The organism is Halanaerobium saccharolyticum (assembly GCF_004362045.1).
GTDB classification, from domain to species: domain Bacteria; phylum Bacillota; class Halanaerobiia; order Halanaerobiales; family Halanaerobiaceae; genus Halanaerobium; species Halanaerobium saccharolyticum_C.
The window spans coordinates 57,747-71,300 of the sequence record NZ_SNWX01000004.1; the positions used below are offsets into that span (position 1 = coordinate 57,747).

Annotated in this window: 11 protein-coding genes; all 11 read left to right on the forward strand. The window is 29.1% G+C overall.

The annotated features are described in order from the left end of the window. The 11 genes from DFR79_RS03965 (at nt 1) to DFR79_RS04015 (ending at nt 13,507) form a co-directional block, all read left to right on the forward strand. On the forward strand, nt 1-1,080 hold the full coding sequence (locus DFR79_RS03965) for an EpsG family protein (RefSeq protein WP_133514213.1): 1,080 nt from the start codon (nt 1-3) through the stop codon (nt 1,078-1,080). Nucleotides 1,081-1,201: 121 nt separating this feature from the next. Then, on the forward strand, nt 1,202-2,530 hold the full coding sequence (locus tag DFR79_RS03970) for a nucleotide sugar dehydrogenase (RefSeq protein ID WP_133514214.1): 1,329 nt from the start codon (nt 1,202-1,204) through the stop codon (nt 2,528-2,530). Nucleotides 2,531-2,533: 3 nt separating this feature from the next. Further along, nucleotides 2,534-3,508 (forward strand): SDR family oxidoreductase, encoded by a 975-nt coding sequence (locus tag DFR79_RS03975; protein WP_133514215.1) that lies wholly within the window; start codon nt 2,534-2,536, stop codon nt 3,506-3,508. Nucleotides 3,509-3,523: 15 nt separating this feature from the next. Continuing rightward, on the forward strand, nt 3,524-4,414 hold the full coding sequence (locus DFR79_RS03980; RefSeq protein ID WP_133514216.1) for an NAD-dependent epimerase/dehydratase family protein: 891 nt from the start codon (nt 3,524-3,526) through the stop codon (nt 4,412-4,414). A gap of 19 nt (nt 4,415-4,433) precedes the next feature. Beyond that, a complete protein-coding gene (locus DFR79_RS03985; RefSeq protein WP_133514217.1) occupies nt 4,434-5,540 on the forward strand; it encodes a glycosyltransferase family 4 protein in 1,107 nt (368 codons plus the stop codon). A 35-nt stretch (nt 5,541-5,575) separates the two neighbouring features. Further along, nucleotides 5,576-6,652 (forward strand): mannose-1-phosphate guanylyltransferase, encoded by a 1,077-nt coding sequence (locus tag DFR79_RS03990; protein ID WP_133514218.1) that lies wholly within the window; start codon nt 5,576-5,578, stop codon nt 6,650-6,652. 524 nt (nt 6,653-7,176) lie between these two features. After that, nucleotides 7,177-7,704: an anti-phage protein KwaA gene (gene kwaA / locus DFR79_RS03995; protein WP_133514219.1), complete on the forward strand. Its 528-nt coding sequence runs from the start codon at nt 7,177-7,179 to the stop codon at nt 7,702-7,704. A gap of 1 nt (nt 7,705) precedes the next feature. Beyond that, nucleotides 7,706-8,644, forward strand: a complete 939-nt coding sequence (locus DFR79_RS04000) for a Kiwa anti-phage protein KwaB-like domain-containing protein (RefSeq protein WP_133514220.1) — start codon at nt 7,706-7,708, stop codon at nt 8,642-8,644. A gap of 104 nt (nt 8,645-8,748) precedes the next feature. Next, nucleotides 8,749-11,931 carry an RNA-directed DNA polymerase gene (locus DFR79_RS04005; RefSeq protein ID WP_133514221.1) on the forward strand — a complete coding sequence of 1,061 codons (3,183 nt, stop codon included), beginning with the start codon at nt 8,749-8,751 and terminating at the stop codon, nt 11,929-11,931. Between the two features lie 189 nt (nt 11,932-12,120). Next, nucleotides 12,121-12,345, forward strand: a complete 225-nt coding sequence (locus DFR79_RS04010; RefSeq protein ID WP_133514222.1) for an NAD(P)-dependent oxidoreductase — start codon at nt 12,121-12,123, stop codon at nt 12,343-12,345. 145 nt (nt 12,346-12,490) lie between these two features. Next, nucleotides 12,491-13,507 carry a hypothetical protein gene (locus DFR79_RS04015; RefSeq protein WP_133514223.1) on the forward strand — a complete coding sequence of 339 codons (1,017 nt, stop codon included), beginning with the start codon at nt 12,491-12,493 and terminating at the stop codon, nt 13,505-13,507. Nucleotides 13,508-13,554: the final 47 nt, after the last annotated feature.

Here is a 13,554-nt window from a genome sequence, read left to right on the forward strand (position 1 = left end):
ATGATATATGCATTTTCTATAAGTTTGATAGTATTTAATGTTTTAATATCTTTATTAAAAATCAAAAACAAGAAAATCCAATTATTTTTTAAATCTATAATTTTATTTTTCATGTGGATATTATATTGGGGTAATTATACTTCTGCAGATTATGATAATTATAAATGGTTATATAAAAGTTTAGCAACAAGTTCTGAATGGATAATAGGTAATCAACCAGGGTTTGCAATATTTATGAAGATAGGTTCTATTTTAAATTTAGATTATAACCAATTTTTATTAGTTGTTTCATTTATTAGTTTTTGGTTAATTATTTTTACAGTCGAAAAATATTCTCATGAATCAAATATAGTTTATGTATTTTATTTTATTTCTCCATTTATATTAGATGTAGTTCAAGTAAAACATTTTTTATCAATGTCTATTATTATTTATTCTTTAAAATATTTAGAAAAAAGAAATTTAAAAAATGATATAAAATTCGTAATTATGATATTTTTGGCTATGTCAATTCATTATGTAGCATTGTTTTTTTTGCCATTGGTTTTATTAAATAAAATAAAGCCAGAACAAATAAAGCTAATTGTTTTATCTTTGTTTATAGCATTAAGTATATTTGTTATTACTGGTGTTTTTAAAGATGTAGTATATTTGTTATTTAATCCCCAAAAAATGGATAGATATTTTTTAATCAATCCTAGCTTTGGAGTTTTATTTGTTTATATTGTTCAAAGTTTTATAATTTTTTCAATTATTTTATTGAAAAAATTTTTAAATCAAAAAAAAATCAGTAATAATTTTATTAATTTAGTTTACAAAATTAATATATATTCATTCCTGTTATTTCCGTTATATTTTATTAATGTGGCTTTTATAAGAGGTTTTAGAATATTAATGATTCCTAATTATATATTTATTTCATATTCCCTTAATTTAATGAACAATAGAAATAGAATAATAATAATATTCTTTTCTTTTTTGTTTATATTGTTTTTGCTTTTTTTCTTTAGTTTAGGTTCTTCGTTTAAAAATTCTTTAATACCTATTTTTGAAAATAATTTAATATTTGATTTATTATAATTATAAAATTTGCATATAATTCTCTGACCGAATGTAGAAAATAATTTAAATTCATTATAGATTCTTAAAGGAAGATACTTAGGATAACAGGGTTTTAAAAATATATTAAGGATGTGATTTTTTGTATTTAAAAAAATTAATTAAAAACAAAAAAGAAAAAATATCAATAGTAGGTCTTGGTTATGTAGGTCTACCTATAGCGGTTGCTTTTGCTGAAAAGGCAGATGTTATCGCTTATGATATCAATCAGAAAAAGGTAGATAAATATAAACAGGGAATAGATGTAACCAAAGAAGCAGGAGATCAGGCAGTTAAAGAATCTACTGCTCTTTTTACTGCAGATGAAAGCAAATTAAGAGAAGCTAAATTTCATATAGTAGCAGTGCCAACTCCAATAACTAAGGATAAAAATCCAGACCTTTCAATAGTTAAATCAGCAAGTCGAAGTGTTGGCAGGAATTTAACTAAAGGTTCAATAGTAGTTTATGAATCAACAGTTTATCCAGGAGTAACAGAAGAAATCTGTATTCCAATTTTAGAGAAAGAATCAGGTTTGAAGTGTGGAAAAGATTTTAAAGTAGGATATTCACCAGAAAGAATAAATCCTGGTGATAAAGTACATAGATTAAATACTATTGTTAAAGTGGTTTCTGGTATGGACCAGGAATCTTTAGATCAGATAGCTGCAGTTTATGAAATGGTAATTGATGCAGGGGTACATAAGGCAGAAAGCATTAAAGTAGCTGAAGCTGCTAAAGTAATAGAAAATTCACAGCGGGATATTAATATAGCATTCATGAATGAGTTATCAGTAATTTTTGATAAATTAGATATTGATACAAAATCAGTTCTAGAAGCAGCAGGAACTAAGTGGAACTTTTTAAATTTCACTCCAGGTTTAGTAGGAGGACACTGTATAGGAGTAGACCCTTATTATTTAACTTATAAAGCAGAACAGATAGGTTATCATTCTCAGATCATATTATCTGGTAGAAAAATAAATGATAATATGGGTAAATATACAGCAGAACAGACTGTTAAAAAGATGATCAATGCAAATAAACAGATTAAAGGCTCAAAGGTAGCTATTTTTGGTATCACCTTTAAAGAGAACTGTCCTGATGTTAGAAACACTAAAGTAGTTGATTTAATCAATGAATTAAAAGAATATGGTGTAGAAGTAGAAATAGTTGATCCGGTAGCAGATAAAGAAGATCTTAAAGAAGTATATGATATAGAAACAATTAATAAAAACGAAATCAAAGATGCAGATGCTGTAATATTTGCAGTTGCCCATGATGAATTTGCCGAATTTAATTTAGATAATATTAAAGACTTATACTATCAGGATGCTGAGACAGATAATGATGGTTATGTATTGATGGATGTTAAAGGAATATTTGATAAAGAAAAAGCAGAAGCTGAAAATTATATATACTGGAGGCTTTAATTAATGGGATATCAGGATTTAGAATTTGCGAATGACTCAGTTTTTTTAATCACAGGTGCTGCAGGATTTATAGGATCCAATTTAGTCGAAGCTGTACTTGATTTAGGTTATGAAGTTCGAGGAATAGATAACTTTTCTAACGGCAGAAAAGAAAATATAGAAGAATTTATAAATAATGAAAACTTCAATTTTATTGAAGGAGATATTAGAGATTACAAGACCTGTTTAAAAGCTGCAGAGGGTGTTGATTATATTCTACATCAGGCAGCATTGGGGTCTGTACCTCGCTCAATGCGAGAACCTCTAATCTATGAAGATAATAATATTAAAGGGACTTCTAATATGATGGAAGCCGCCAGACAAAATAATGTTAAAAAATTTGTTTATGCTTCCTCTTCTTCTGTCTATGGTGATTCTAAAGAATTACCAAAAGAAGAAGGCAAGGAAGGACAAGTTTTATCTCCCTATGCTCTAACAAAATCAGTTAAAGAAGAATATGCTAAACTTTATACTAAAAGCTATGATTTAGAATGTATAGGTCTAAGATATTTTAATGTATTTGGCAGAAGACAGGATCCATTTTCTGAATATGCTGCTGTAATACCTAAATTTATCAAAATCTTAAAAGATGGTAACCAGGTTGAAATCTATGGTGATGGTGAACAGTCAAGAGACTTTACCTATATCGAAAATGTAATTGAAGCTAACCTTAAAGCCTGTCTGGCAGATAGTAAAGCAGCTGGAGAAGCATTTAATATTGCTTATGGAGAAAGATTTACAATCAATAAAGTTTATGATCTAATGTGTGAAAAGTTGGAGATTGAAAGAGAACCAATTTATGCTCCAGAACGACCTGGGGATATAAAGCACAGTCTGGCTGATATTTCAAAGGCAGAAGAATTACTTAATTATGATCCGGATTGGGATTTCAAATCAGGTTTTGCTGAAGCTATAAAATGGTATAAAGAGAATATATAGCAAAGAGGTGCATTAATGTTATTAGTCACAGGAATAACAGGTCACAGCGGTCGATATTTCTTAAAAGAATTAATTAAACATAATTATCAGGAAAAAATTAAATGTATTGTTAGAAAAAGTTCAGATACATCTCTTTTAGATAATAGTGGCTTAAATATTGAAAAAATAGTTGGAGACATAAATGATGAAGAAACAATTGCAAAAGCAATGACTGGTGTAGATAAAGTGATGCATATTTATAACATTCACCATTCTCCTGCAGTAGTTAAGTATGCTTTACAAAATGAAGTCAGTAAAGTAGTACTGGTACATACTACCGGAATTTTTTCTAAATATAAAAATGCTTCTCAAGAATATGAAGAAGTTGAAGCAGAAATTAATAGTCTCTTAGAAAAGAATAAAGAAAAAGAGATGAATGTTAATATATTAAGACCAACAATGATCTATGGAGATTTATGTGACAGTAATATGAGTAAATTTATTAAGATGATTGATTATCTAAGGATAATGCCTGTTATCGACAATGGTAAAAGTCTGCTGCAGCCTGTTAATGCAAGAGATTTAGGGAAAGCTTATTATAAAGTCTTAACTACATCTGAAAAAGTAACTAAAAATAAATCATATATTTTATCTGGAGACCGCCCAATAAAAATGCTGGAAGTTTTTAAACTAATATCCGATGGACTTGGGAAGAAAACATATTTTTTAAGTGTCCCATTAAATATTGGAGTATTAATGGCAAAACTGCTTAAACTTATTTCTTTAAATAAAATTGATTATATCGAAAGAGTTCAGAGGATGGGTGAAGATAGACATTATTCTCACGCTCAGGCAGCTGAAGATTTTGGCTATCAGCCGATAAAGTTTGAAGAGGGAATAAAAATGGAAATAGATCAATACAAATAACTTTAGGAGTTTATAAACAATGAAAATACTTGTTCTTTCCAGTCATACAAAATCCTTATTTTGGTTTCGATTAGATATGATGAAATCCTTTATTAAAAATGGTCACGAGGTTGTAGCAGTAGGATCTGAAAGTATGAATGAATGGAAAGATAAATTTAAAGAACATAATATTAAATATTTAAGTATTAATGTAGATCGTAATGGAACTAATCCATTAAAAGATTTAAAAACTTTAATTGAGTTATTTAAAATTATAAAAAACGAGAAGCCAGAAAAGATATTTTCATATCAGGCTAAAACAGTTATTTACGGCAGTATTGCAGCTAGAATATATGGAGTAAAAGATATTTATTCTTTAATTGCTGGACTTGGATCTATTTTTAGAGGTAAGGGATTAAAGAATCGCTTAATTAAAACTATAATGAAATTCGAGTATAAATTGGCTTCTAAGTTCAATAAAAAGCTATTTTTTCAAAATAATGATGATAGAAACTTATTTATTAAAGAAGGAATAGTTGATAAAGAAAATACTGTTATTATTAATGGTTCTGGTGTTAATACAAATGAGTTCAAATCAAAACCTTTTCCTGAAGTAAATGCTTTTTTATTTATAGGTAGGTTAATTAAAGATAAAGGGATAATTGAATATTTAGAGGCTGCCAAGAAAGTGAAAGAATCATATCCTAATACAAGATTTTTATTAGTAGGACCCTTTGATAGTAATCCATCTGCACTGAGGTCTGAAGATTTGGACCCATATATTTCAAATGATATAATAGAGTATTTTGGATATCAGGAAGATGTAAGACCATACATTGAGCAGAGCAGTGTGTTTGTATTGCCCTCTTACCATGAGGGTACTCCTAAAACGGTTTTAGAAGCAATGGCTATGGGAAGACCTATTATTACGACTGATGCTCCAGGTTGCAGGGAAACAGTTGATAATGGAGAAAATGGATTTTTGGTAAAGTTAAAAGATGCAGATGATTTAGCGGAAAAAATGATAACTTTAATAAATGATCCGAAGCTGCAGAAACAAATGGGTAAGAAAAGTCTGCAGATAGTTAAAGAGAAATATGATGTAGAAATTGTTAATAAATCAATTATGGAAGCAATGGAATTATAAAAATTAATTTATCTAATAATACTGAGGTGGCATAAATGATAACAGCATTAATAATGGCTGGAGGAGAAGGAACTAGATTCTGGCCTTTAAGCAGAAAAGACCATCCAAAACAGTTTTTAAAGCTAAATGATGATCAAAAAACAATGCTGCAGGAAACTGTAGAAAGAATAAATGAACTTGTTCCTTTGGAACAGGTTTTTATTGCAACTAATGAAGCCTATCAAAAAGCAATTAAAAAACAATTAGATGGTATACCAGAAGAAAACATAATAGTAGAACCAATGAAAAGAAATACTGCTGCCTGTATAGGTTTATCTTCAGTAGTTATTGAGGATAAATATCCTGGGTCGACAATGATTGTTTTACCAGCCGATCATTTAATTAAAGATCAAAAAAGATTTGTAGATATTTTAAGAAAATCAATTATGACTGCAGCTACCGGCAAAAATTTAGTTACTATTGGTATAGAACCAACTCATCCAGAAACAGGTTATGGTTATATTCACTTTGGTGATCAACTACATACCATAGATGGGGATCAGGTATTTGAAGTTAAAAACTTCACTGAAAAACCTGATTTAAGTACCGCTAAGGAGTTTTTAGAAGAAGGAACATATCTCTGGAACAGCGGGATGTTCATCTGGCAGTTAAGCAGCATTCTGGCGAATATAGAGAAACATTTACCCGAGATGTATGAATCCTTAGAGAGAATAAAAGGTGCTTTAGGAACAGATTTAGCTAAAAAAGTAATTAGAGAAGAATTCGAAAATATGCAGAGTGTTTCTATTGACTATGGAATTATGGAAAAAGCAGAGGATATTTTTGTTATTCCTGGTTCTTTTGGCTGGGATGATCTAGGTAGCTGGCCTGCCTTAGAAAGAATAAAAAAGATGGATGATGATGGTAATATAGTAATCGGTAAACATTACGGTATAGATACTACTAATTCTATTATTCACAGCCCTAATAAAGTTGTAACTACTATTGGGCTTGATGATGTGGTGATAGTTGATACAGAAGATGCTATTTTAATCTGTGATAAAAAGCGAGCTCAGGAAGTTAAGGAGATTAGAAATATTTTAGCAGATGATGGTTTGGAAGATTGTTTATAAAGTGAAATAGGGATTTTCTGTTGACCACCCGAGATATACAGAAATTTGTCGAATTAAATATTAAATGAAGTTATCATTAAACTACTACTCTCACCAGAATTCTTTTAGGTGGGAGTTTTCTATTTATTTGGAGTAGTCAAGAGCTTTCATAAATTTTAACTGCGGGATGCTGCGGCGAGGTTCCGGCAGAGAGGCCGGTCATTTTTCTAGCTGGTGCTAGAAAAAGTGCCAGCAGCAGAAGTTGCTGCTCTGCTAATCGAAAAATGTACCACCCTGCTAATTGAATTGTGTACCAGTTGGTAGTGATAAATAAGATTTTACACTTTTAGCTTATTAAGATTTTACGATTCTTGCTAAATTATGGAATTGATCTTGCTGCAATAATAGGGAATTTTAGTTTGCAACTTTCGGGAATACTACTTTGCAATCATTTAAAACTTTATCATAACAAGAGATATCATTTGCTTCAGTCAAACATATGTATTATAATAGAATCACAAAATGAGCAGAAGGAGGAAGTTATAATGAGAAAAGGTATTAAATTCATTTTATTTTTAAGCTCTTATACTCCACTGTTTATAATACTCATAATTAAGAACATTAATTTTGATAAATCTTCAATTATAAAAAATAACGTTTTTGTAATTTTTTTATTCATTTTAATTATAGTTTCTAATTATGCCCTGAAATCAAGTGTTAATCAAATTAGAGATATGGGCCCTAAATCTATTGAGGTTAAAAATGTTTCTCAAAAAACAGGTGATACTTTAAACTATCTGGTTACATATATCATTCCTTTTATCACTCTTGATTCTAATTCTATTAGAAATATAACTTCTCTTGGAGTTTTACTTTTCTTTATGGGAATTATTTACATGAACTCTAACCTCATCTATACCAATCCAATATTAAATTTATTTGGTTATAAAATTTATGAGGTTACTGATAAAAATGATAATTTAATAATTTGTATATCCAAAAAGAATTATATTAAAATTGATAAACCCTTAAAAATAACTAATTTTTCTGGTAATATTTACTTGGAGGGATAACATGCCAAATTATCGAGATATAATAGAACATATAAATAATAGTGAAACTGTTAATATCTATTTTACAGAAAAGAAATCTAAAGGAGAAAATACTAATTTTGAAGTTTATAAAACAGAAATCTCAAATGATATTGCAACAGCAATAAAAGGGTTTTACATTGACAGCATTAAAAATCTCACCAATTTTATAAACCATGAATATGATTTAGAGTTATCGCCAGAGCAGAAAACTTTATGGCATTTAGAAAAAGATAATATACCTCATTTGTCGGAAATTTTAGCTTCACTTGATAACTCAATTGCTTTAACCCTGGCATCAGAAATATATCAGGATGGTTCTTATAATAGAATATGGTCTTACATAGTTGTTATGGAGACTTTATCGGGAAATAAATTAGTATTTTTCACCAAGTATTCTAAAAGTAAAGTTATTGATCGTTCTACAATGTTTGGTATGAGCTTTAATGGTGGCAGATTTGATATGATTCATAATGATTTATTTACTTTAGCAAAAGATTTTCATTGTTTCTATTGGAGAGATTATCTATATTTTAAAAATAGGCACTGGTTTGAACTGATTTTTGATTATGATACTGAATTAATAAATCAGGCAGTTGTTTTTGCAGAAGATATTGGGAATAATTTCATTTCAAATTGTAATGATTTTAGAGATGATTGTTTGAGAGATAAAAATAAATTGAAAAAGATGAGTAATGTTTTAAATAAAAATTATTATGACCAGATTAATTTTGAGGATATTTTTAATATTAAAGAAAAGTATAATTTAGATATTGAGCTTGATCAAGAGAATGAGAAAATTGTTTATGACGGAGACAAGCAGAAGTTATGGCTGATTTTAAAAGTTTTTGATGATGATTATCTATTGTCTGAGACTACTAAAAATCGCTATGAAGTTCACTCTAAAAAGGAGCAGGGGTAAGCTTAAATTATTTTTATCAAACGAAAAATGTACTACATTATTCTTTGAATTGTGTACCAGTTGCCAGTAATCAAAAATATATTTGTTTTGAGGGAGTTATAATAATGGATATTGACGAACCAGTAGAACAGGCATATAAAAAATTGAAATCTTATATTTACTACGATAACACACTTAATATTTTACGGCATAAAATTTCTGAATTTGAGACAGGAGAAGATTTTGAAAAGAAATTGGGAAAAGTCAGTAAAATACTAAATGATCTAGATTCAGTAGAAGATTTTGCCAAAATCATTGAAGAGTACCAAATAGATAAAACCATTATGCCAAAAGGGATAAGCCTCGAAGATGAATTACATAGTGAAGATGAAGAAAAGTTCATTACTAATGATTTTGAAGCTTCAGGCTATAAAGCTGAGCGGACCAAATATTTAGTTGATGCAGATATAGAAATTCATATTATTGCAGTATTATGGGTTATGAAAGTAGGGTATAAATTAGAAAATAATTTCAGTAATAACTCTTATGGTTATAAACTTGAGTTATCAAAAGAAAATAATAATCAGATTGCAAAGGGGTTAAAATTATTTAAACCATATTTTTATCAATACCAGGACTGGCGAGATAATGCTTTAGATGCAGCTCAGGCATTAACCAAAAGAGGAAAAGATACAGCCATTATAGGATTGGATATAAAAGGTTATTTTAATAATGTTGAACTATCATTTGACAAATTGAGACAGGAAATAAAAAATGAATTTGGTGTAAATGATGATTCTAATGAAATCATGCTTACAAATTTATTAGAAGAAATTTATAAAGAATATGCTAAATCTATTGGGAAAGAAAATTTTGAAGGAAAAGGACTTCCGTTACCTATAGGCTTATTATCTTCTTCAGTACTTGCCAACTGGTATTTAAAAGAATTTGATCAGGCAGTAGTGGAAGAAGTCAATCCCAGTTATTATGGGAGATATGTAGATGATATTTTAATTGTTATTTCTAATCCAATTATAGATCAGAATAAATCATCTCAAAAAACAGCTTTGGAAAAGATTATTGAAAAATATTTGTGTGATAATAATATCTTAAATAAATCAGATAAATTAAAGGAAAATCAAGATGCTGAAAATAAAAGCGATGATGATCAAAATAAGGAAGCTGAATCTGAAAATAAAGAAAAGAAAAGCGAATATCAAATTACTGTTCAAAATGAAGTTGGAGAGCTTGTTTATGACAATCTAGCGATTCAAAATAAAAAAATAAATGTATATTATTTAAAAGCTGATGGCTCTCAGGCTATACTTGAGAATTTCAAAGAAAATATTAGAAGAAATAGTAGTGAGTTTAGATTTCTTCCAGAGAATCATAAAATAGAAAACGAATTTAAATTTGAAGCACACTCTATGTTATATGATGACTCGGTTAATAAATTAAATAGTATTAAAGCTTTTCGTCATAATAAATATAAAGCTTCGGTATATTTAAGCAAAAAAATTTATGCCAGCCGTTTGTGGGATAAAGATAGTAAGGATGCTAAAAATACTGCTGAACAAATAATGAAGTTTTTTAAGGGAAAGATATGCCTGGAGTTTCATATACTATGGGAAAAGATTTTTGCCTATTTTATTTTAAAAGAAATGAAATCAGAATTTGTGGAGTTTTATTCTTATGTGATAAAGCTGATAGATAAACTTTCCTTTGAAGGGGATAATACTCAGGAAAAGAAATTGAAAGAAGATCTGGAAAGGCATTTAGAAATTGCTGCTGCAATTCCTTTATCTTTGAATCCTGAATTTCTTGATAAGGAAGTAAAAAATAATTTGGTAAAGAAATTGAAATCTGTTGAAGCTGATATTTCTGATGAAAACATTAAGCTTTCCGATATTGCTGAAAATATTAGAGAAGCGAATTTAATGCGTCATAATTTAGTTTTTACTCCTCTACTAAATTATACGAATCTTGCTCGTGAATCGGAATCATACATTAATTTAACTGAGAAGAATTTACATAAGTATTATGATAATAATTTTAAAGACGAGAAATCAGAAGATATTGAAGAACAGTTAGAATTTGATCCAAAATTAAACGAATATTCTCCTAGATTTATAAAATTTAATGAATTCAATAATTACTTTATCTTTAAAAACCTGTTTTTTGGAAACAAAACTGAAGGAGAAGATGTTTTAGACAATTATTTAGAAGAATCTTATGGTGAATTTAAAGAAATAAATGATGAACTAGGAATAAGTATTAAAGATCAAGATAAATATTTTGAGTTGAAGATTAACGGAGAAAAAGTAAGTAATGTTAAGAATAAAGCGAAGAAAGTTAAAGCAAAAAAAGCACCTTCTTCTACCAAAAAGTTTAAAATTAAAGAATTAAAAGTATCAGATGATGAGAGTAGAGAGAAGTTGAATATTGGGGTTGCAAATATTAAATTATCTGAAAATGATTTCAAGAAAAGTTACCGTAAGAATTATAATTTGAGTGCTGCTAGAAAAGAAAAATTATTCAGGATTCTTAATTTAAGTTATACAGAAAAAGTTAATGGTAATGAGTTAGATATTATTATTTTGCCTGAAGTATCTGTACCTCCTGCCTGGTTATCTTTACTAGCTGATTATTCAAGAAGACACCAAAAAGCAATAGTCTGTGGTTTAGAACATTTTATTAGTAATAATGATACTGCTTATAATTTAATTGTGACTATTCTGCCATTTATGGTTGATGATTATAAATATTCACTAGTTAAAGCACGAATAAAAAATCATTATTCTCCCGCAGAGAAAGAACAACTAACAGGTAATCATTTAGAGCTGCCCGAACAAAACTTCTGGCATTATGATAAGTTTATCTGGCGAGATGTTCATTTTGCCTGTTATAATTGTTACGAGTTAACGGATATTGTTCATCGATCTATTTTTAAATCTGAGGTTGATTTACTAATTGCCTCTGTTTATAACAGAGATGTAAATTATTTTTCAAATATAGTTGAGTCAGTTTCTCGTGATGTACACTGTTACTTTATTCAGGTAAACAGTTCGAACTATGGAGATACCAGGGTGACCCAACCAAGTAAAACAGAAGTTAAAGATATAATGCGCTTTAAGGGTGGAGAAAATCCAGCCATATTGGCTACTTCAATTGATATTATAAAATTGAGAAACTTTCAGTTTGTAAAATATAATTTACAAAAAGCAAGTGAAAATAATTTAAAAAATACTCCGCCTGATTTTAACAAAGAAAAAGTTAAGGAGAGAATGAGAGACTTTAGATATGATTGAGTTATACGAAAATTTTTTTTACAATAAAACTTAATTCAAGGAGAGAATCAGATCACTTTTATAGTTGTAGTTAATTTTATAAGAAAACCCGCAGCACTAATAACTAAGATCTTAAATAATAAAAGTACTTATGGAGAAATCTATAATGTTTCTGAAGGAGATTATAAATACTCTGAGATACTGGATACAATGACGGAAGTATTTGAACAGAAAGTTATAAAAATTAAAGCTCCAGAGATATTAATTAATCTTTATAAAAAGCTGCCTTTTGCTCTGCCGGTATTGAATAAGCTGGAAACTCTTTCAACAACTACTACAATTGATAATAGTAAAGTGCTGAAAGAATTAGATTTTAAACCTGAATATAGCTGTAAAGAAGGTCTGGAAGATGCAAAAGAATATTATAGACAGTAATTTTTCACCCTATGGATATAAAATCTATAGGGTCATATTTTTATCTTTAAATTAATTTGAGAAAACTTTCACTAAAATTCGGGGAAATTATACTGACCAAGAAATATAACTTATCAAAATAAAAGAAGGAGAACTTAATTTCTGGTTGGATTTTATTAAAACTCAAAGTGAGGAAAAAAGAGAGCTTTCTGATAAAATTTTAAATATTGAATCAGCAATTGTAACAATGAGTTTAAAAACTAAGAGTTTTATGGAATTTAAACTCAGGCAGAGCTATTTTCAAAATGAGGCTTTTGCTCTCGAAGACAGGCTGGCAGATACAAAAAGAAAAATGGATAGTCTGCGGGATAGACTCTATCAAATAAATAATTTTAATGATGATATCTTTGATATTTTAGAAAAATCACTTTCCTACCTCAAAGAAACTGGTGATCCTTATCTGAGAGAAGTTGACTGTCCTGTCTGTGGTGATTCTCATGAGAGAAAGGCTCTGCTGGGGAAAATAGAAAGGAAGCTAACTCAGGGCAGTAAAAGGGTAAAAGAATTAAAAAAGAAACTCTTTCTGGAGAACCAGAAGGAAGAGAAAATAAAAGCCGAGCTGCAGGAGTTGAGTGATCAATTCGCTGAAGAAGTAGATAAAATGATTTCTGAACTGGAGGCTGAAAAAGAAAGCTTTACTATAAAAATGACAGTGACTAAGGACAGAATTTTAAAAGTAGAAAATGAGATTAAGGTGCTGCAGAGTAAGTTAAATGAGCTGGATTATTTAAATCAGAATGCTGTTAGAATTATTGACCACTATCAGATTGAGGAGCGGGGATTAAAAGATAATTTATCGAGAAGAATTAACAGGCTGAAAAATTTAATGATCAATAATTCATTCCTGGAGATCAAAAATACTGAGGAGTTAAAAAAAGAGATATCTGAGCTTTTGGAAAGAAAAGATAGCCTGGCAGCTGAGTTTAATAAATATAATCTGAAGGCTGATTCCTGTTATCCGGAAATTCTGCAGCGAGAAAAAGAAAGTAAAAATATGCTGGCAGATTGTAAACGGGCTCAATCAAGGATCAGGAATCTGGAATCAGAACTGGAAAAACAGCAGGAATTGCTGCAGCAAAACAAAGTGAGAAAACAGTTAAAAGAGGTAGAGAATGAATTTTAAAAAGCTGCAGCTGAAAGAGAAAAAATCAAAAGAGGACTGGAGAAAGC

Bases quoted from the DNA above. Each gene is read 5' to 3' on its own strand.
- DFR79_RS03965 (WP_133514213.1), top strand. From the start codon at position 1: ATGATATATGCATTTTCTATAAGTTTGATAGTATTTAATGTTTTAATA.
- DFR79_RS03975 (WP_133514215.1), top strand. From the start codon at position 2,534: ATGGGATATCAGGATTTAGAATTTGCGAATGACTCAGTTTTTTTAATC.
- DFR79_RS03980 (WP_133514216.1), top strand. From the start codon at position 3,524: ATGTTATTAGTCACAGGAATAACAGGTCACAGCGGTCGATATTTCTTA.
- DFR79_RS03985 (WP_133514217.1), top strand. From the start codon at position 4,434: ATGAAAATACTTGTTCTTTCCAGTCATACAAAATCCTTATTTTGGTTT.
- DFR79_RS03990 (WP_133514218.1), top strand. From the start codon at position 5,576: ATGATAACAGCATTAATAATGGCTGGAGGAGAAGGAACTAGATTCTGG.
- kwaA (WP_133514219.1), top strand. From the start codon at position 7,177: ATGAGAAAAGGTATTAAATTCATTTTATTTTTAAGCTCTTATACTCCA.
- DFR79_RS04000 (WP_133514220.1), top strand. From the start codon at position 7,706: ATGCCAAATTATCGAGATATAATAGAACATATAAATAATAGTGAAACT.
- DFR79_RS04005 (WP_133514221.1), top strand. From the start codon at position 8,749: ATGGATATTGACGAACCAGTAGAACAGGCATATAAAAAATTGAAATCT.
- DFR79_RS04010 (WP_133514222.1), top strand. From the start codon at position 12,121: ATGACGGAAGTATTTGAACAGAAAGTTATAAAAATTAAAGCTCCAGAG.